The organism is Alteromonas sp. CI.11.F.A3, assembly GCF_032925565.1.
Taxonomy (GTDB): domain Bacteria; phylum Pseudomonadota; class Gammaproteobacteria; order Enterobacterales; family Alteromonadaceae; genus Alteromonas.
Window position 1 is genome coordinate 3,647,851 of record NZ_CP136708.1, and the last position, 19,428, is coordinate 3,667,278.

General features: G+C 40.4%; 19 protein-coding genes. All 19 read right to left on the reverse strand.

All coding sequences use genetic code 11. The features are described from left to right. The 19 genes from R1T43_RS15770 to R1T43_RS15860 all read right to left on the reverse strand — a co-directional run bounded on the left by R1T43_RS15770 (position 1) and on the right by R1T43_RS15860 (position 19,271). Complete coding sequence (locus R1T43_RS15770) at positions 1 to 708, reverse strand: acylneuraminate cytidylyltransferase family protein (RefSeq protein ID WP_317350310.1); 708 nt, start codon at positions 706 to 708, stop codon at positions 1 to 3. After that, positions 698 to 1,765, reverse strand: a complete 1,068-nt coding sequence (locus tag R1T43_RS15775; protein WP_317350311.1) for a nucleotidyltransferase family protein — start codon at positions 1,763 to 1,765, stop codon at positions 698 to 700. The genes R1T43_RS15770 and R1T43_RS15775 overlap by 11 nt, the downstream gene beginning before the upstream one ends. A gap of 15 nt (positions 1,766 to 1,780) precedes the next feature. Then, positions 1,781 to 2,416, reverse strand: coding sequence for an acetyltransferase (locus R1T43_RS15780; RefSeq protein WP_317350312.1), 636 nt, complete (start codon positions 2,414 to 2,416; stop codon positions 1,781 to 1,783). Beyond that, positions 2,395 to 3,489: an N-acetylneuraminate synthase gene (neuB, locus tag R1T43_RS15785; RefSeq protein ID WP_317350313.1), complete on the reverse strand. Its 1,095-nt coding sequence runs from the start codon at positions 3,487 to 3,489 to the stop codon at positions 2,395 to 2,397. The genes R1T43_RS15780 and neuB overlap by 22 nt, the downstream gene beginning before the upstream one ends. 2 nt (positions 3,490 to 3,491) lie before the next feature. Next, complete coding sequence (locus tag R1T43_RS15790) at positions 3,492 to 4,451, reverse strand: sulfotransferase domain-containing protein (RefSeq protein ID WP_317350314.1); 960 nt, start codon at positions 4,449 to 4,451, stop codon at positions 3,492 to 3,494. Beyond that, positions 4,451 to 5,122, reverse strand: a complete 672-nt coding sequence (locus R1T43_RS15795; protein WP_317350315.1) for a PIG-L family deacetylase — start codon at positions 5,120 to 5,122, stop codon at positions 4,451 to 4,453. Before R1T43_RS15795 ends, R1T43_RS15790 begins: the two co-directional genes overlap by 1 nt. Beyond that, a complete protein-coding gene (locus tag R1T43_RS15800) occupies positions 5,119 to 6,150 on the reverse strand; it encodes a DegT/DnrJ/EryC1/StrS family aminotransferase (RefSeq protein ID WP_317350316.1) in 1,032 nt (343 codons plus the stop codon). Before R1T43_RS15800 ends, R1T43_RS15795 begins: the two co-directional genes overlap by 4 nt. Beyond that, positions 6,147 to 7,478, reverse strand: a complete 1,332-nt coding sequence (locus tag R1T43_RS15805) for an NAD(P)-binding protein (protein ID WP_317350317.1) — start codon at positions 7,476 to 7,478, stop codon at positions 6,147 to 6,149. The genes R1T43_RS15800 and R1T43_RS15805 overlap by 4 nt, the downstream gene beginning before the upstream one ends. 26 nt (positions 7,479 to 7,504) lie before the next feature. Next, positions 7,505 to 8,695, reverse strand: coding sequence for a UDP-N-acetylglucosamine 2-epimerase (gene neuC / locus R1T43_RS15810; RefSeq protein ID WP_317350318.1), 1,191 nt, complete (start codon positions 8,693 to 8,695; stop codon positions 7,505 to 7,507). Next, the gene (locus tag R1T43_RS15815; protein WP_317350319.1) at positions 8,685 to 9,335 is read right to left on the reverse strand and encodes a class I SAM-dependent methyltransferase; all 651 of its coding nucleotides are present in this window, start codon (positions 9,333 to 9,335) and stop codon (positions 8,685 to 8,687) included. The genes neuC and R1T43_RS15815 overlap by 11 nt, the downstream gene beginning before the upstream one ends. Beyond that, positions 9,325 to 10,047: a WbqC family protein gene (locus R1T43_RS15820; RefSeq protein WP_317350320.1), complete on the reverse strand. Its 723-nt coding sequence runs from the start codon at positions 10,045 to 10,047 to the stop codon at positions 9,325 to 9,327. Before R1T43_RS15820 ends, R1T43_RS15815 begins: the two co-directional genes overlap by 11 nt. Before the next feature lie 3 nt (positions 10,048 to 10,050). After that, on the reverse strand, positions 10,051 to 11,190 hold the full coding sequence (locus R1T43_RS15825) for a LegC family aminotransferase (protein WP_317350321.1): 1,140 nt from the start codon (positions 11,188 to 11,190) through the stop codon (positions 10,051 to 10,053). 8 nt (positions 11,191 to 11,198) lie between these two features. Continuing rightward, complete coding sequence (locus tag R1T43_RS15830; RefSeq protein ID WP_317350322.1) at positions 11,199 to 12,176, reverse strand: NAD-dependent 4,6-dehydratase LegB; 978 nt, start codon at positions 12,174 to 12,176, stop codon at positions 11,199 to 11,201. Between the two features lie 74 nt (positions 12,177 to 12,250). Further along, positions 12,251 to 15,622, reverse strand: coding sequence for a 6-hydroxymethylpterin diphosphokinase MptE-like protein (locus R1T43_RS15835; RefSeq protein ID WP_317350323.1), 3,372 nt, complete (start codon positions 15,620 to 15,622; stop codon positions 12,251 to 12,253). Between the two features lie 2 nt (positions 15,623 to 15,624). After that, on the reverse strand, positions 15,625 to 15,939 hold the full coding sequence (locus tag R1T43_RS15840; protein WP_211071129.1) for a hypothetical protein: 315 nt from the start codon (positions 15,937 to 15,939) through the stop codon (positions 15,625 to 15,627). Further along, positions 15,936 to 16,364: a flagellar export chaperone FliS gene (gene fliS / locus R1T43_RS15845; RefSeq protein WP_013785132.1), complete on the reverse strand. Its 429-nt coding sequence runs from the start codon at positions 16,362 to 16,364 to the stop codon at positions 15,936 to 15,938. Before fliS ends, R1T43_RS15840 begins: the two co-directional genes overlap by 4 nt. An 18-nt stretch (positions 16,365 to 16,382) precedes the next feature. Beyond that, complete coding sequence (gene fliD, locus R1T43_RS15850) at positions 16,383 to 17,816, reverse strand: flagellar filament capping protein FliD (protein WP_211071128.1); 1,434 nt, start codon at positions 17,814 to 17,816, stop codon at positions 16,383 to 16,385. 37 nt (positions 17,817 to 17,853) lie between these two features. Beyond that, positions 17,854 to 18,342, reverse strand: a complete 489-nt coding sequence (locus R1T43_RS15855; RefSeq protein ID WP_211071127.1) for a flagellar protein FlaG — start codon at positions 18,340 to 18,342, stop codon at positions 17,854 to 17,856. Positions 18,343 to 18,431: 89 nt separating this feature from the next. Then, a complete protein-coding gene (locus R1T43_RS15860; RefSeq protein ID WP_211071126.1) occupies positions 18,432 to 19,271 on the reverse strand; it encodes a flagellin in 840 nt (279 codons plus the stop codon). Positions 19,272 to 19,428 lie beyond the last annotated feature (157 nt).

The window sequence follows — 19,428 nt, forward strand, 5'->3', positions numbered from 1 at the left end:
CTAAGCGCGTTTGCTAAACAAAAATTCGGCGAACTCAAAATCAAGCTTGTCATCAATATCAACCGAATGAGATGGCTCCATAACATAAGCGTAGCTATCTGGAAGATTAAAGAAGCTTTTATCAGTTTCAATGGTCGACATTTTAGCAATATAAATTGCACCATTTAAACGGAAATATGAAGGTAAATCCTGGCTTCGAATACCTACAACGTCATCTCGAATGAACGAACTCATACTCTTGTCTTCATTCAATGTGTTCGACCAAAGAGGGGAATGCTCACATTCAGTAACCGATACCACCGAGGTCGCGTTCTTTTCTTCAAACAAACGAAATGCTCCCTCAATATCTTCTTTTGTTCTCAAAGGCGAGGTAGGTTGAAGTAAAATCACACCCTCATATGGTTTGTCAGATATTTTTGCTTCTGCAATAGCATGGAATAATACATCCATTGAACTGGCTGTGTCCGATGCTAGCGCTAGAGGCCGGTCAATTATTGTTACATATTCACTGTATTGCTTAGCAACGTTTTTAACTTTGGTATCATCAGTAGTAACAACTATATCTATGTCGATACCAGCAGTAATAGCAGACTCTATTGTCCAAGCTATTAGTGGTTTCCCATTGATGACACGATGATTTTTACCTGGTAATCGCTTACTCCCGGCCCTTGCAGGGATAACAGCTAGGTAGCATGGTTTACAATTCACTGAATGCTTCCATCACAAACTGTTGCGCTTTTTTAAAATCACCTAGGCGACCTATATCTAACCAGTCTTCACTTATTTCATAATAGGTTACTTGGGAATTAGCCTCAATTAACCGGGTAACAATTGTAGGTACATCCACCCTTACCCCTTTATCAAGTGCACCAATAACATTAGGTTCCATCACGTATATTCCGGCGTTAACCAAGTATTGATTCGTAGGCTTCTCGATAATGTTAGTTACGGCACCATCACTGGTATTTACCACACCGAAGGGGACTTGCTGCTCGTACCCTCTTAAACACATGGTCATACTTGCTTCTGAAGTTTCATGGTGTGCTAGCAATGATAAAAAATCTAAATTGGTTAATAGATCACCGTTCATCAATATGAGCGGCAAATTGATTTCTTCTTCTGGTAGTAGAGATAAGGCCCCACCTGTGCCTAAAGGCTCTTTCTCATCGATATAACTAATTTGAATATCCCGTTCATGCCCATCGCCAAAATAATCTTTTATGGTATCGGCCATGTAATGAGTAGAAATATAGAATCGCCAGAAACCAGCCTCAACAAAACGCTCTAGAATGATTTCTAATATCGGTTTATCACCTACATTTAGCATAGGTTTAGGGCAAGTATCGGTAAGCGGCTTAAGTCGTGTTCCAAAGCCTCCCGCCATGAGACAAACAGGATTATCGATACGAGGTTTTTTTAACAGTTCATATAGAAATGAGATACCCACTACTTGCTGATTTTCATCAACAATTGGTAGTTGAAGTAAATCAGTCCTTTCCATAAAAGACAGCAGTCTTAATCGGCTCCACGCTTTAGTTGCGTAACGTGGTTTTGTATTCATTACACTTGATACACGAGAATTAAGATCTATTTGTCTAATTAACGCTCGACGTATATCACCATCGGTCAACGTGCCTAAGAGTATATTGTTTTCATCTACCACGACAAGGATGCGCTTTGCACCGTGGTCTAACTTTTTAACTGCATCCACCAGCGATATACTGGGCTGGACTAGCAAGTCTCTCCAATTAAACTTCTTATTCATCTCATCACCGCTGTGTTACTTACCAGGTTTAGCAGGGCACCCTTTTACACACGAAAAAGGCTGAATGTTATTAACGACTACCGCACCCGCAGCGATTATCGAATCGTGGCCAATGCTCACACCTTGAATTAAGGTAGAAGAAGCGCCGACATACACATGTTCGCCAACTTTCACGTCACCGCACAACGTCGCATTAGGGGCAATATGGCTGTGTGCCGACACATGAGTATCATGATCTACACTAGCGCACGTATTGATAATAACGTTATCGGCACATACTGCATTTGCTTGAACTATTGCTCCGGCCATTACCTGGGCTCCTTCACCGAGACAGGCTGAGGGCGAAACACTGGAAAATGGATGGATAAGTGTTTTAAACTGAAACCCTCTTTTTTTAAAAAACATATAAAGTGATTTTCGGGTGTCGCTATTAGGTATACTTCCTAAGCCTAGGACTAAATCTACTTCATTAGATGAAAAACGGGTTAAAAAGTCGCTTTCACAGATCAATGGTAATCCGCTCCATACCGTTTGGTTCGGTGCTTTATCTACGACCGCAATACAGGTGAAATTCCGCTGCAAAAGTATATCAAGCAAAACCCCTGCATGCCCACCGGCACCAATAAGTGCTATTGGCTTTTGAACTGACATACCGGTTCCATAGCATCGTAGTTTCGAGACGCAGTTTGTCCAATAAAGCTCCAATATTCGCTGGCACAAATGCCTATTGGACTTCTAGCAGTGGTGAGGTTTTCTTGAGTAAATAAAGCCCCTTCACTAATTTCTTGCTTAGCTACAATTCTCTGCCTTGCAATTTTTTTTGTTTCAAACTCGTTAGGCTGAGGGAATTTAACAGTGCGCCCCAATGACACCTCGGTCTCTCTGATCATTGAAACCATGTCACAGAGCTCTTTTGGCTCTAGAGAACATAAATGATCAGGCCCCTCCATCTCGCGCGACAGTGTAAAGTGTTTTTCGATACAAACAGCGCCTAAAGCTACAGCAGTAGATGGTGTAACGACGGACAACGTGTGGTCACTAAACCCAACACTGACATCAAATGTTGTCGCAAGCTGAGCCATACTTTTCAGATTTGCCTGATATAACGGCGTTGGGTATTCGCTTGTACAGTGGAGTAAGGTTACATCAGAAAGCTTTTCATTAGCATTCAAAGCTGTAGCACGATAATGCATAATTTCTTGTTCAGATGAAGGCGGAGTCGCATTGCCACGGCTATATTGGATAAACGCTAGCGCAAAATCAATATCCCCTAAAGTCGCCATACCAGAGGATATTATCATTGGTTTACCCACTTTCGCTGCGTGCCACAACAGCAGTGCATTTCGTATCTCACCTGAAGGTATTTTAATAAACGGCATATCAAACTGCGAAAGAAATGCTAGGCTTTGTACGTCGAAGGCCGTTGACATGAAAGCAATTTCTTTTTGTTTACAATATTCATAAAGCGCTAAATGCGCTTCTTTGGAAAGCTCAAGTTTAGCTAACATGGCGTGCTGACCGTCATCTACTCCGGTATTTCTAACTTGATATTTGGCTTTTGGCGTTGCTTTAGTTACCAACGCACTCGCATCAAATGTTTGAAATTTGACTGCATCTGCTTGAGCTTCTACCGCAACATCAATCAATTGCTTTGCCAATGCAATATCACCATTATGATTCACTCCTGCTTCAGCAATAACATACGTCTTACCTGTTTTCATCATATCTAAATCTCTTTGTGTAAAGGGTAGCCCTGCTGCGCAAGTGATAAATTAAAGTGGCTTTGCATTAACGCATTCGATTTTGCGAACTGGGCGTGTATTACACGCTGCCTTTCACTTTCTATGTGTAAGTTCGACGAAGTAAAAATACGCCTGATAATATAGGGATCAATATATTCTTGAAGGTACTTTCGAATATAAAACCTTGAGCGTGGTTGACGGGTAAACCGCTTTGGACCTAGTGAATTGAACCGGCTTGGAATGATATAATTTAACAGTCGCAAAAGTGAAAGTGTTTGGCGAGATAAACTCACATTTTCATGTTCAGAAGATATAGTAGAGAGTGGTCTGTCTGTGTCTAATTGCATCCATTGAAATAACCTCTCAATTTCATTTTCCGGAGCCTGCTTTAGTAATTCGTACGTCTGAATATATACGTTGCTTTGACCAAACAACTCGCAATATAACGAAGCCACCTTAAAATAATCGAGATAAACTAGATTAAGCCCAACACGATAAGGGTAATCTAAAGACAGAAAATCTTCTAATTTCCACGTTCCACCTTCTTGAATGTATTGGGCGTAAAGCGACTTAATAAGTGATAACTGCTCTCTAATATAGAAAATAACTTTCGCGTTCGGGAAGCATTGCTTTAAACGGTTTGCAATTCTAACTAATCCATCTGAATTGAAAGCGGAATCGCCTAGTAAATGCTCCCAAGAGATAACCACTTTCCTCTGATTGGATTGGGACACAATTTTTAAAACCTGCTGAACAACAAATTCAGGGTCAAAATCTAAATCATGGGCAGCCACCAAATGTAGCCCCCAATCACTCAGCTTATAGCTATTCCCTATCTGTAATAAAGAAGGCTCATCTTTATATACGTGAGTTTGCATCCACGTGGTTGCTGTTTTCGGATACCCCACGTGAATGAATAACTCAATGTCATCTATAGTTAGCATTACCAGCGCTGCCGAAGGATTACAAAAGCCTCTGCTGCATCAACAAACGCTTGTGAACCTCTTAATATTTCAAGCGCTTCTACAGCCTTAAAGCTTCTAGGGAAAGGGTGGGCATGCATTTCAGACCCATAGCATTTTAAAATTTGGTGCTTTTGCTCAATAAACTCAGATGTGTCCACATACATATTGGGTTGAAACTGCGTATTTAGCGGACTCAGTCCGTAATCGGTTTCAGATAATGTTTCATAACAGATTATTGATGAAACGTAAGGCGCTCTGAATGTTTTCGTTACTGAAATAATGGCCTGATATACAACTTTATGATCACTATGAACATCAAACGCATAGGGTAAATATATTGTATCTGGCTTAATAGACTCTAACGTATCTTTTAACGCATTAAGTAACTGCCCCATTGGAACATTATCTAGGCCAGCAGGCTGAAAGCCTAAGTTGATAACAGAGTTAAAGTCATACAATTGAGCAACTTGCTTTATTGTATCCTCCCTCTGTTTTTTTTGTTCCGACGTATACGAGTCGCTGACGCTCATATCGGTAACAATACACCAATGCACTTCATGCCCTAATGCCTTGTGCTTTAAGAGTGTTCCGCCACACCCTAAACTTTCATCATCAGGGTGAGGAGCGAAAACCATCACTTTTTTGTTCATTTATAAATGCCTCTATCAAACTGCTGTTGCACTAAACTGATAACAACGTCTTGAGATGCATTAGATAAACAAGGGTATAATGGGATGGATACGTTTTTATTGAAAGCCGATTGTGCGTTAGGATAAATCGACAGGTCGTTAACCCAACTCGTTACCGGTTTGACCATTTCTACTTGCGATCCTAGTGACATTATCAATTCATCTGCTTTATTCACTGAAATTACGTAACGATACCACACCCTATTTTCAAGGTTACCCACACAGTATTTTGCCAGCGGGTTATTGCCAAGGTAACGACTAGCTAAATGCTTTCGGCTTTTTAATAACTCGTTCGCACCATTCACCTTACTTAACGCTAAAACAGCATTAAATTCATCAGGCTTAACGTTTAGACAAAACCCATCAGGCTTCTCAGAATACCCTACTCTACGCGCCTTTAGTTGCTCGTGAGCCTCTTCATCATTAAGCAACAGTACGCCCATCTCTACAGCACCAAATAGCTTGGTGGCATAGAATGATTGAATCGCTACGTCACCTTGAATATCAGGGTGATTATCATCATTTAGCGCAAAGCCATGGGAACAATCTTCTATAACAAATAGCCCGTTGGCTCTTAATTCAGTAATAGCAGCGGGGATCCCAAAGGTATTTACAGCAATGACAACATGCGCCTTGTGGCTATTTGCTAAAGAAACGGCGTGTGAAACATCAATATTACAAGTATTAGATTCTATCTCACAAGGGAGCACATTCGCGCCAAGAGATAATACGGTATTGCAAATTGCGCTGCAGGAGTAAACGGGAACAATTATGTTATCGCCATGCTTAACGCCCGCGGCGATTAACGCTAAACGCAGTGCCATTGAGCCGGAGGATACGGCTAGCGCATAGGGTTTGTCATAATATTGCACACAAGCGTCTTCAAAAGAAGCCACTGCTTTGCCCATCGTATAAAACTCAGTATCAACAACCTCGTGCAAAGCACGCTTATCCGAGTGGGAAAAATTGATCACATTATGAAGGATCACGTTATTTTCTCTTCTTCTATTTTTGTTTTTAATGAATTAAAGGTTCTGATCATCACATCGTTAGAGAAAAAAGTACTCGGCTCAGCTGAACCCACCAGATGTATATTGTTAAACGTATCTGTAATTTCATCACATAATTTGCGGGCGTTGGATAGAGCTCCTACCCGCTTAATTGGAAAACCATTAAGTACCTGTGTTTCATGGCTACCAATCACTTTCGTATCTGCTGATACTATTCTCATCTCTACAAGTTGACGAAAAATTTCAGCTTCATTAAGACTAGGGTTCTGTGCTCGTTCGCCAATCACTTCAACGGTACATCTGTACAATTTTTTCTTATCTATTCTTCCAGCGAAATTTTCGTAGAGGGTTACTCGATAGGGGTCAACGTGGGTATCAAAACAATTCACGTAGTGACAAGGCGTTAAATAAGGAGTGTCGAACACAAAATGGAAAAGCTTAATTTTAGTTCGTTGATAGTAGCTGGAAAATTTTTCACTACTTTGATGTGAAACCAAAGGAAGTAGTGTTTCAATCGGCGCAGACCAAATCACCTGATTACAGATAAAAGTTGAGCCATTATCGAAAATTAATTTTTTAATTTTATGGTTATCAACTTCAAATCCAACGGTCTTTTTCCCATGAAGAAATTTAACCCCTAGTTGGTCTAACTGCCTTTTTAAAAGTGCTATCCAATCGCTTACTCCCTTTCCGTTTGACGTGTAGAACGCAGTTGGAATTTTTTTTCCCTGAGGGTGTATTCGTGAATCAGCTAAGCGGGTATTTGGGGAAGCACTGCCACCATGTTGGGATAAACGGTCTAAAGCAAAATATCGCTGAACTTCTGGTTCAAGCTTTTCAGCCTCGCATGGAATAAATTTTTCTAGGCTAGGTAAAAAAACATGGTTAGTAAGATACTTACCGAACCTGAAACGATAATCATCTACACAATTTACTTCTTTTTCGGGAAGTTTCACGTTGTCATCGAGGTCATCATAGGTAGAACGGCTTAAAATATTATGATGGTTTTCGTCTAACTGACCATCGTAATAATTTCCGCCATTAATCCGCGTAATTTTTTGCCAAGCATCGTTTTCATATAGTGCGCCAAATAACCACTCATCTAATTCATCAATCATGGTTTCAGCGGGAATGTGGGTACCGATGTCAAAGCTTAAGCTGCCTATTTCATGGGAGACGCCAAGTAGACCGCCAAGATTAGGGCTAGCTTCAATAACGATGACATCATGTTTAGGGTGCGCTTTTTTTAAAGTAAATGCAGCAACGATACCACCGATACCGCCCCCTACAATTGCAATTACAGACATTATTATTCTCGACTAGAAATTCTTAATTAAAAGGTAATTTGTTTGGCGAACACTTTTTTCTTTATCGGCAGTTCCATTAAAATCTTCAATACACGAGCGGCCATTAACCCATCACCATATAAGCTTTGATTCGGATTTAATTGCCCTCGAAATGTTTCATCGTACAACGCGGTTTGTATCGCTTTTTCTACAGCATCTTCGTTACTTTCACAAAATATAACGTTGCCTGAATGTTCTCGACCGCGCTGCCGCTCACCTATATTAATAGCAGGCAAGCCTAGATAATCTGCTTCATGAAACGCAAGCGATGAGTTACCCATTAATAAGTCAGCATGTCGGAGCAAATTTATAAATGCATCTCTTGATAGGTTTTTATATACCTGAACACCTTCGAGTCCATTTATAAACTTCACGATTTCAAAAGAACCAGGGTCCGAATTAGGGACACCAATAATCACCTGTAGTCCAGCTTCAATCGCTTTTTGAACACCGGCGCTAATTTCTATTTTGGCAATGGCAAAATCACCATTTAATGGGTGATGGATAAATACAGCATAGGGAGATTCAGTATTTAGTTCAGTGGCTCTTCTTAATTCATCACGAGACAGGTGAGATGTTAAACGCAACCTATCGACACCGCCGCTTCCGACAGTGTGCACTCTCCAAGCCTCTTCACCCAATTTTAAAATTCTCTCGCTATGAGAAGAGGTCATCGTTAAATGAAGATGACTTAACTTTGTTGTTGCATGCCTTGACTGCTCATCAACATTCCCCCCTTCCGGGTTGGTACTGTCACCCCCAGCGAGATGAACAATGGGCACGTTCATATAGTTGCCTACCATAGCAGCAACCAGCGGCTCTTCACGGTCTCCTAACACTAAAAGAAGATCTGGTGAGTTCTCAGCAACCGCTTCCCCGAGGCCTTTCATCAATAATGAGCATGATAAGACTCTATTTGTGACGTCGTCCTGTTCGATGGTGGTTTCAATTCGTGAGCAGATAGTAAAACCATCTTGTTCAATTTCTTTGACTGAGTAATTATGAAGTGATGTAAGGTGCGCTCCAGTGACAACCACCGATACATCAAAATAAGCAGAATTATGCATTTCCTTTAACAGCGGGTACATGAGGTCATACTCACTGCGAATACCCGTAACTGCCATTACAGAAATGCATTGGTTGCTCTCGTCTAGTAAACCAAGACTCTCATTTTTCATAGTGGAAAACCCAGTGACGTGAATACGTTTCGCCAAGTAAGGGGCTTTGCATTAGGCCAATATCAATCGACTCATCTACAATATTTTTAACACTATTCTCGCAAGGGAAACAAAGAATTTTTGCGCCTTTTTGACTGGAAATTTGAGATTCAAATTCATGTTCATTTAGGGCCTTAGCACTATTATGAGAAACATCACCATAGGCTGGAACTGTGCCTAGCATTTTACCACCGGGCTTTAATACTCGTTTGAATTCTTGAATTCGCTTATCTAACGAACGCATCGAGTTGTACCCTAGAACATGCCAAGCGTTAATAAATGAAAAACTATTATCTTTAAAGGGTAATACGTCTGAATTTATATTGAAAAGTTCGGCTTCAAGCGACTCATCTTCTAATATCTGCTGGTTGATTTCTATCACCGCATCTGAAATTTCTATTCCCGTTACTTTATGACCGCGTCTTAGCATAACCCGCATATTCGCCCCACCACCAAAGCCATAATCCAATACAGAAGGATGGGCCTCCACGCTGGTGTACCTATTTAATAACGTGACAAATGTACTGTCAGGGTATTTAAGTAGAGATTGCTTTTGCTGGTAAAGTTTATCCCACACAGATTCATTCACATTATGACTCATAATGGTACTCTCCTGGTTTATGTAGATAATCTATTATCGACTCAATTTCGTCTTGCATTAACCAGTCTAGTATTGATAAGCCTGATGCTTTCTCTCGGTGCATTTGATGATAAGTATTAAGTTCATTGTTGAGAAAGCGTAGCGTAAGGTTATTTGCTTGAAAATCGTCATGCGCCAAATACGCTTTCGCGCCAACCCCAGACAAATAAATAGCACATTGAGTTTGTAGACAGGTATCTACTACTAGTTGATTTTTTTTGCTACTCACATTCAACTCAGACAATAGTACTAATTTATTTTTTATTAAAAAAATAGAACGAAAATAATTAATTAGCGCAAAGTTGATATTATGCAAGCTTCCTTCTGTATCATTAATACGCTGTGCAATATCGTCAAAGTAGCGTTTAAAAAAAGGGGCTTTTCCATAACTACTTCTGATACTTTGTATATGCTTTTTTTTCCACTTACTGTCTATCGGCTGCTTTTGCTCAATAGTGTCTTTTAAGCTTCCTGATACTGGTACAGTAAGCCACAGCGGTCCGTTGTTAGAATTAATTTGATTTCTATTTTGCACACCATTTTTCTGGTATTGCACATTATCCATCAAGACGAAAGTATCCGCTAAAGCCATCTTCCTGAAATAGGGAGCCCAAGGTAGATATTGACTTTGGTGCATGGCAAGGACCGTATTGCTCAACGTCAAACTCTCCACAAACTACCCCCTCACCGAACTAGGTAAATTCACTAACCGTTTAGCCAGCCACTCAGTGTTATCTAAGGGGCCTCGAATAGATTTAGCGTACATAGGAAGAAAGTGCATAGGCGTCCATACAGGGCGGAGCATGATGCCAGCATCATTACTCGATGACAGTAGCAAGTTTCTTTGGTTTTCGTCTTTGCAAATAACTGCATTTAACCAATAGTTGGATACACAGCCTTCTGGCTCCTTCACAAAGGTATAAGGTCCTTCAGAAAAGAAATCTTCGTAAATTGACGCTAATTCACGTTTGTTTGTTATAAATTTTTCTAATTGTGCGAGTTGCGCGCACCCCAAAGCGGCATTCAAATTTGGCATTCGAAAATTGCAGGCAACGTCATCGTGGAAAAATTCAAATCTATGCGGGACTTTTGCGGTAGTAGTAAAATGTTTTATCTTTTTATATGCCATTTCACTTTTACACAAGATGGCGCCACCGCCTCCTGTAGTGATAATTTTATTACCATTGAAACTCAAGGCGCCGTATTGGCCAAACGTACCCAAAGACTTGCCTTTAAATGAAGAGCCTAAACTTTCAGCCGAATCCTCTACTAGTGCAATACCCCATGTTTCGCATATTTTAGCCAATGCATCTATTTCAGCGGGGTGCCCAAAGGTATGCATTGGAACTACCGCTTTCACAACTTGTTCAGTTTTCTTGTATATACACTGCCCGTCTAGATAATCACAATGCGTACTCAAAAATGTTGAAAGTGAATTAGGGCACATTCCCAACGTCTTCATACTGACATCCACGAACGCAGCTTCGCCTCCCAACCAGTGAATGGCATTGCAAGTCGCTACAAACGTTAAAGACTGTGTAACAACAATATCATTAGCCCGAACGCCGGCTAAATAAAGTGCGGTTTGAAGTGCAGCAGTACCGTTTACAACGGCAACACTATAAGGAGCTTGGCAAAAAGCGGCCAGTTCACTTTCGAACGCGTCAACATAAGCACCAACACTTGAAACAAAAGTTGAATCTATTGTCTCGGTGATATTATTCTTCTCGTCGCCACCGAAAAAAGGAGCATGAAGAGGAATATTATCGTTAGTGTTGAAAACGTCTCTTATGAAATTAATAAGCGTATTGTGCATATAAGTTTTTACTTGTTGTACCGGTCGGTTTTATATTGAGACAGGTTTTTGGGGTTCGAAAACCAAGATACGGTTTGCGTTAATCCCTCATCAATCGATGTAGAAGGTGCAAAGCCCGTGAGTTTTTTTAACTTCGCATTATTACCCCACAATCTAAAGACCTCAGAGGTTTTAGGCCTTAGCCGAGCATTGTCAATCTCAAACACAACCGAACTGTTCATAATGTCACGTATTTTATTTAAGGTGGCTTCGACAGAAATTTCGTAGTTAGTACTTATATTAACTACCTCACCTACCGCCGCTTCGCACTGACTAAGTTGCCAAAAACCTTCACAGGTATCTAATACGTAATTGAAATCACGTGTAGGGCTAACATCCCCCAATTTAATCCTATCAACCCCAGAGGCAATCTGACTAATAATGGTAGGAATAACTGCTCGCGCTGACTGCCTTGGACCGTAGGTATTGAAAGGTCGAGCAATAATCACCGGCAGGTCAAAAGCATTAAAATAACTGGTAGCAATGGCATCTGCGCCAATTTTCGAAGCACTATAAGGTGATTGCGCTTGAAGCGGATGATCTTCATCAATAGGAACATATTGTGCGGTTCCATATACCTCACTTGTAGAGGTTTGTATGAAGCGTTTTATACCATGGCGTTTTGCAGCCTGGCACATATTGAGTGTGCCCGTTACATTCGTGTCAACATAACTATTTGGAGCACTATAAGAATAAGGAATAGCGATTAGCGCAGCTAAATGAAATACGATATCAATAGATTCACAAATGGTGTCACAAAAATGAGGGTCTCTTACATCTCCAAATACAATCTCGAGATTGTCTTCAGTTTTTTTTCCTTCCAACCAACCTTGAGAGTTAAAAGAGTTGTATTGACACAAGGCCCTAACTTCACAACCTTTAGACAATAATAATTCTGTAAGGTGTGACCCGATAAAACCATCAGCCCCCGTAACCAATACCTTCATAACATTAACCATTCCATTTATCAGGCGATAATATGCAAAAAATCACTTATCTAATAATTATAATATAATCGTATTTATTGGCGCTTCTGAGCGCTAACACTTACAAACTCTTTTTCAGTCTTGACGCGAACCACAAGCAGTTCTTCTGTTAGCCTAGGTCGATACGATAGCCTATCTCCAAAAGCCAAAATTAATGCATCTTCTCTAAGTAATTCAGGGGTTAGCAACAGAAAATCTTGCGTTTCATATACAGTATAGTGCTGTAAGGCTTCTGTTACCGCTTTTAGGCCATCAACCCTGTTATTCTGATAAACAATGAGTTTCGGAATGACGATAAAATCTTCAATAGCAGAATATAAAGCATTTACACTATGGTGAATTTGATCAAACTCAGGAGGAATAATACTAATACCAACATCTGGGTTAACGCATGCTAGGCTAAGCAAAACTTTTCTACTTTTACTCTTATTTGGTAGCAAACTGGACAGAGAGTTAACGATGTAAATTGCATCTTGATCTAGTTCGACAGTAGGAATACCAAATTCAATACGCCTCCCCTCAAGACCATAAATTTCGCTCAGTTTTATTTTCTGTATATCACACCATTTTTCCAGAGCATGAATTTTCGAGCTAGGTGAAATATTGATTTCTATGGAATGACTTTCAGAAAGAGTCTTCAAATAAATATTTCTACGTAAACCGTAAAAACTCCCGGAACCATCTAGGCCTATTTCATCATTTCCCATGACGGACATGATATCTTCAAGGTACCTTCCCCAGCTTCCTACTATCGTAGTTCCCACTTCTATCAATAAATCATCATCACCGATATTAAGAAGCTTGCTTAACACACTGTTTATATAATTTAGTGTTCCGTTAAGCAAAAAAAACAAAATCGATTTTTTTCTAAATAGAGACGATACTAGCAAATCTCTTTGCTGTGAAATGACTTGGTCGATATCTTCGCGCGTTTTCAACTCTTGTTTCAGCAAGTGTAAAAGGGATAACAATTCCTCTGATAGAGACTCATTACTAAATCTTTTGCTAAACTGCTGGTTAAATTCTTCTCTATCTACAGGTGCAAATGCCGTGAGACTTATCGTATCTATTAACTCTTTTTTTAACTCAGCCGTTGATAGCACCAATACATCGTCACTTTTAAGCCCTATAGCACCATTAATCTTGGCCCCATCACTTAAATTATAAACACTAGAATGGGTGCTGATGAGAGACTGTTCAATGACAGCTTTGGACACTTTAAATTCAAATTTAGAATTAACCCACGGTCGTAGATTTCCGGGAACCAAAATTGATGTATTATTGCGACCTGCGTAATCGTAAAGTTCTTGACCATTATCCTGATAGTACCCTGACATTTTCGAGTGATGGTAATTAGGATCTTTAAAACCTAAATCAATGCCGAATAAATATATCTGTTGAAACCCCAATGTAGTAATTAGGTCTACCACAAAGTTCGAAACTGTAGGATAAGCGTGATTTAAATGCGCAAACATTTTCTGATTATGAAGCTCAGCACATGCCACCGTAGAGGCTTCGCCTTGTTTAAATGCAAGTAGAGTACTGCCATAGAGTCGCATGGTATCGGGATGGACCCCGTTGCAGCTTATTAATCGTATTTTTTGCAAATACTCACTATCTTGTATCCGAGTAGCCCAATCATGAGTTGCTCTGTTCATCTCAATTTCAGCGTGAAAGTCGGGCGTAATTCCGTTGCGATGAAGTGACTGCAAAGCGGTACCGCATGAAATTATCACCACATTGTCTTTTTCACTTTTCAATACATCTAATAGATTATCCAAAGAAGGACCATTACCTACTATAAAAATAGGCACTTCTTTCAAACCTGCCGATATTTTAGAACTCGCATTATTTAATAAGAAAGGAGTTTCTCTTTCGATGGCGACACGTGTGTGAGCAAGTCCATACTTTGCATTGTCAAAGTAATCCCCCATCGCAATGATGACTTGAAGTTGCTCTCTCATTTGAGAGATGGCAGCAACTAACCTTTCATTGTAATACCCCTGATAAAAATAGGTATTAGCTAGGACATATGGACCTACCGATTGAAATTGCACCAATAAATCGTCGGTTAGATTAGTTCCATCATCTCCTACATTCAAATACAAACGCTTATCACCGTCGTCAAAACAATGAAGAATTTCATCCCAATTTACAGTGAATAGTGACGCATAGAAAAAGTCTTTATTTGGTTCGCAAATGAACAATTTATCTACGCTATGATTATCGATTAACTCGTTAAGGGAATAGCCCGCACCTAACCCAAAGAAGATTAATGAGCGTACGCTTGTCGGTAACGTCCCTTTTACTTCATCTAAGCCACTCATAATAGATTCGCATTCAGACACCAATCTATAATGAAGGTAATTGCGAAGTTTTATTCCTTTGTATCCTAGGATTAAGCCATCTTTATTAGGGTGTTGTTCAAAAAGCGAAAAGCTATCTTTTCCGTCTTGGCTGGGGGAATAATCGTAAAAAAGAGCACCTGTTGATTCGTAGCAGAGATTTGTTTCACCCGATTCATTTGCCACAGGCATCCAAATGCGAGGGATGTAATTTAAAAACTCTTTGTATAAGTCAGGGAAGTACTTCGCAAGCGCTGCTAAATTTTCTTTCTTTTTGCTGTGGTCTAGATACTGGTCGCTCCAACTCCCACTTTCAATATGCAATGTCCATGGAGGAACATAATCAACTAATGACGACTTTATTGAACGATTTGGAACCCAGCTTGCCATCTCTTCCCACTTATGGGATCTGAGGAAGCGTTCTAGATTATCAAATAATGGGCTGTTTAAATGCTTATAAATCACCATTCCCTGCACAGCAAGGTTTTGATTAAGCTCTTCTACATTGTTATATAACTCACTTGCGTCTTTGCCAATTTGTAGAAATAGAGCAATGTTAAATTCATTAGCTTTGCGTAATATGGACTTCCAATTGATAGCTGATAATGATGAAGCAAAATAGTCTTCGTTTGGTTCATAAATAACAATGTATTTGTATTTACGACCTTCTATCAAATCAGACAAATAATAGCCGAGCCCCAACCCTAAAATCACCAGCAAATCTGCACTCTGCAAGCATACTCCCCCCCCTGAAACATCAATGATTGAGGAGCGTGAAATTGCTTCTTTTATGTGATTTTTGCTTTCTTGTTCTGGGTTTAATCCATAAAGAACATTTCCGCTAAGGTAATCGATAATATTAATATTACCCAGCCGATTACAAAATACCGTGGCGGAACGAGAGCGATTAGACGTTAAAGAAGGGAGTAGGTTAGGAATATAACGCTTGAAAGCTTCGACACCTTCGTGATTCCGCCGTTGGATTAGTTTTGCAGCCTCCATTTCAATTTGTTGCTGCTTTTGCTCGTTTTCATCAATATGAAATTGAATTTTGTTTAGCATGATTATTTATATTTCTTTAATGCTGCCCGCCCACGAGAATATTGAACGGCTTCGTCTTTAGCACTATCTAGCAAACCACGCGCCAATTTCTCCAATTTATTATTTATCTCTAACTCTTTAGCAGCGAAAGCTTTTTCTACTTCAGCGTCCATTTGCTTCAGCGCCCGCCTGATTACACGGTCGCGTAATTGAACCAAAGATCTAAAATTTTCAGTAGGAATGGGGGCGTCAGAAGGCACCAAACAGGCAGCTAATTTTTCATTAACTACCTGTAAGAATAAAGGAGTGAGTTCGTGATTAAAAATAACCTGGTTCACATAGCTTGACGATTTTGACGCTGAGCTTCAAAGGCCTCTTGCTTTGCAGTTTCAGGAATTTGAACCCACGCGTCTCGAATAGGTGTTAATAGGCTAGACACTTCATCAAGTAACTTCAAGTCGTTATTTACATGCGCATCATTTAAACGCTGAATCATATAGTCATATAGATTAAACATGTTCTGCGCTACTTCACCGCCAATTTCAAGATCTAACGTGTCACGCAAGTGCATGAGGATAGCGCTTGTTTTAGAGATAAAGTCTGCTTTGGTAATAAGATCTTTTCTTTCCATTGCACCTTTAGCATAGGCGATTCGATCTAACGCGCCTTGCAGTAGCATGAGTGTAAGCTTATGCGGATCCGCAGACGCTATATCTTGTTTTAGGTTACCTTTGCGGTAAGCGTTAATGCCTTTAAGTGCCATAAAATCTCCGAAAACTTCTTAGCCTAGTGAAGCAAGTAGTGCCGAACTAGTCTGGTTTAGCTGAGCAACAGTTTGGTCTAAGTTCAGATACTTATCACGAAGTATTTCTTCATAGCTAAGCATTCTTAATTCCAATGTCTCTCGCTCGTCGTACAAATCATCTCTATCGTCTTTGGCCGCAGTTTCGCGCAAACTAATTAAGCCACTGTACGAGGTATATTGGTTAGCAAAATCATAAAGCCTCACCGCAATACCTTCATCGTCATCAGTAAATAGTGATGCTATTTCATCAAAATTATCTTCAAGAGCATCAGCTAGACGATCTTCACCTGAGCCCAATCCATAGTCTGTTGTGCCAATTTCTAGTTTACCGTCGTCATCAAATTCGATACCTAATTGGAACAAGCCCCCCAACGCAGATGCGCTGTTACTGTCACCAACTATACTGGCCAAACCGGATTGAATTCCGCGTAATAACGAATCTCCAGCCAATGCGCCATCATCTTCTAATTCTGACTCACCGTATTTAGTTAGCAGGCCTATTTCGTCAATCAAACTATTATAGTTTTCTACGAAATCACGAATTTTTTTATCTAGGCCTTCTTTGTCGTAACCAATTTCCAATTTGGTAGAAAGAAAATCACCGACGGCGTCTTTAGGCGAAATTTCATTGACTTCAAAAGACACGTTTTGAATGGTGTTTTCAAACTCATTAGATTCACTTTCAACCGCAATACCGTCTATATAAGCAATCGCATTTTGTGCAGATTCAATATTCGCAGGGTCGATGCTACCTGCACCACCTGTGGTGGAAAGCCTATCTAACTCCGCGTTACCATTATCATTGGTGATAACCAAATCGTTACCAGTACCTGTTTCGCTAGAGCTAAACACTAAACGAGGGCCGGCAGCTGTACCGGTATCGATAATGTTGGCAGTTACGCCGAAGTTATCATCTGCGTTATTAATTTTTTCTCTGAGCGCGGTTAATGAAGTACCAGCAGTAATATCGATGGTAAAACTGTCACTTCCGCCCACATCAAACGTAAGTGAACCAGTACCTGACGTGAGTACTGGATCTGAACTGGCAGTAAACGCGCCATCATCGGTAGTAATTCGGCTGCCCTGGGCTAATTGCTCAACCACAATATCGTAAGAACCACGAAGGGCTGAATTAGATGCTTCTGCAGAAAGTACATCGTCATCTTCAGAAGGGTTGGTAATAGTGGGTTCACGACCATTGATGTCGTTATCGCTTCGTAAATCATCAACCGCATCTTTAAAATCAGAAAATTTGGATTTAATCTGACCTAAGCCTGAGATTTCAGCTTCAATCTGTTCTTCTTTCGCATTCAACCGGTCTTCTTTGGGCTGACGCTCAGCGGTAAGAAGCTGTTGAACTAGGTCGTCAAGTGCTAAACCTGAACCTACACCTAATGATTGAATTGTCATACTTTACCTCGTTAAACACGGTTGTTAAACACGGTTGCTAGACGCGATTATTAATAAATACCCCTACACTGTCGCCTACATCTTGCTGCAAATCTTGAATACGTTCAGCAAGCGCTAATACTTCTTCAGAGGGTATTTGTCTTATTACATCACCAGACTCAGAATCTTTTACCGTAACAACCGAGCGCTTAGTTTCGTCATCAATAGAAAACGCCAAATTCCTATTTTGCGTTTGCAAGAATGATTCAACTTCTTGAACTGCGTTCTCTAGCGAAGCTTGATTCTCTGCTTCTGATACTTTATCGGCTGAAGGGTTAGAACCTTGAGCCAAATTTTGTACACTAGACACACCGTTTTTTAGCGCCGTATTTGTTCCACTACTGTTTGCTTGCTGTTGGCCAGCACTATTATTTTCACTGTCGTTGCTCGCTTTCCCTGAGCTCTCGTTTGGCGCCACTTTAGACACCGTTGCGGATTCAGAAGCTAATGCAAAAGCTTGACCAGTTTGATTATTTACAATTTCCACTTATTTCACCCCCCTTTTGAAACGACAAAACGGGCCCTTGCAAGTAAGCAAGCACCCGTTACATTCCAACTAAGGTATTAAATTATAGCTTATCCGAGCAAAGATAGCGCAGTTTGAGGGCGCTGGTTTGCTTGACTTAGTACAGAAATAGATGCCTGCTGAATAATCTGATTACGTGTTAGATCTGCAGTTTCAGATGCAAAATCGGTATCACGAATCTGAGAACGTGCAGATGACAGGTTCTCACTGATATTGCTCAAGTTACGAATAGTTGATTGGAAACGGTTTTGAAGCGCACCCAGGTCAGCTCGAACTCCCCCAATACCTGATATCGCAGCGTCTACATCAGATAGAAGCGCAGACGCGCCATCTGCTGTGGCAACACTGTTGGTAGTAATACCCAACCCAGTTGCACTAAAGCCGCTGATAGAACCAAGATTAGTTGAAGATAGGTTCACAGAAATAGTTTGGCCAGCATTTGCACCTACTAAAAATTTAGCAGAGAAATTACCGTCCAAAATTTTCACGCTTCCGAATTGAGTATCGGTCGCGATGCGCGAAATTTCAGTTCTAAGCGCAGACACTTCTTTTTGAAGTGCTAAGCGATCAGCTGAAGAGTTAATACCATTTTGTGATTGAACTGCTAATTGGCGAATACGCTGTAAGCTAGACGTTACTTCGCCAAGCGCACCTTCAGCAGTTTGTGACAATGAGATAGCATCGTTCGCATTACGAACAGCTTGGTTCAAACCTTCAACTTGAGACGTTAGACGGTCAGAAATTTGAAGACCAGCAGCATCATCAGCCGCACTGTTGATACGAAACCCAGATGACAATCTCTCAAATGACGTGTTCAATTTATCACTCACGTCAAAAAGCTGACGTTGAGCGTTAATTGATGACACATTAGTATTTACAAATAAAGACATTAGATTACCTCCTAGGGATTCAATGATGCCTGTGCTATCATTAAATCCTTCCAGTTCAAATTAGCTGGGTCACTACTCCCGACTAACTTCCTCTTGCAAAGTAAATTACATTACCCCTCAACAATAGGTATCGGCCAAGTCTTTAGCTTCTTTAGTT

Bases quoted from the DNA above. Each gene is read 5' to 3' on its own strand.
- R1T43_RS15815 (WP_317350319.1), bottom strand. From the start codon at position 9,335: ATGAGTCATAATGTGAATGAATCTGTGTGGGATAAACTTTACCAGCAA.
- R1T43_RS15805 (WP_317350317.1), bottom strand. From the start codon at position 7,478: ATGTCTGTAATTGCAATTGTAGGGGGCGGTATCGGTGGTATCGTTGCT.
- neuC (WP_317350318.1), bottom strand. From the start codon at position 8,695: ATGAAAAATGAGAGTCTTGGTTTACTAGACGAGAGCAACCAATGCATT.
- R1T43_RS15830 (WP_317350322.1), bottom strand. From the start codon at position 12,176: ATGAAGGTATTGGTTACGGGGGCTGATGGTTTTATCGGGTCACACCTT.
- R1T43_RS15835 (WP_317350323.1), bottom strand. From the start codon at position 15,622: ATGCTAAACAAAATTCAATTTCATATTGATGAAAACGAGCAAAAGCAG.
- R1T43_RS15825 (WP_317350321.1), bottom strand. From the start codon at position 11,190: ATGCACAATACGCTTATTAATTTCATAAGAGACGTTTTCAACACTAAC.
- neuB (WP_317350313.1), bottom strand. From the start codon at position 3,489: ATGATGAAAACAGGTAAGACGTATGTTATTGCTGAAGCAGGAGTGAAT.
- R1T43_RS15775 (WP_317350311.1), bottom strand. From the start codon at position 1,765: ATGAATAAGAAGTTTAATTGGAGAGACTTGCTAGTCCAGCCCAGTATA.
- R1T43_RS15795 (WP_317350315.1), bottom strand. From the start codon at position 5,122: ATGAACAAAAAAGTGATGGTTTTCGCTCCTCACCCTGATGATGAAAGT.
- R1T43_RS15790 (WP_317350314.1), bottom strand. From the start codon at position 4,451: ATGCTAACTATAGATGACATTGAGTTATTCATTCACGTGGGGTATCCG.
- R1T43_RS15780 (WP_317350312.1), bottom strand. From the start codon at position 2,416: ATGTCAGTTCAAAAGCCAATAGCACTTATTGGTGCCGGTGGGCATGCA.
- R1T43_RS15860 (WP_211071126.1), bottom strand. From the start codon at position 19,271: ATGTCTTTATTTGTAAATACTAATGTGTCATCAATTAACGCTCAACGT.
- fliS (WP_013785132.1), bottom strand. From the start codon at position 16,364: ATGGCACTTAAAGGCATTAACGCTTACCGCAAAGGTAACCTAAAACAA.
- fliD (WP_211071128.1), bottom strand. From the start codon at position 17,816: ATGACAATTCAATCATTAGGTGTAGGTTCAGGTTTAGCACTTGACGAC.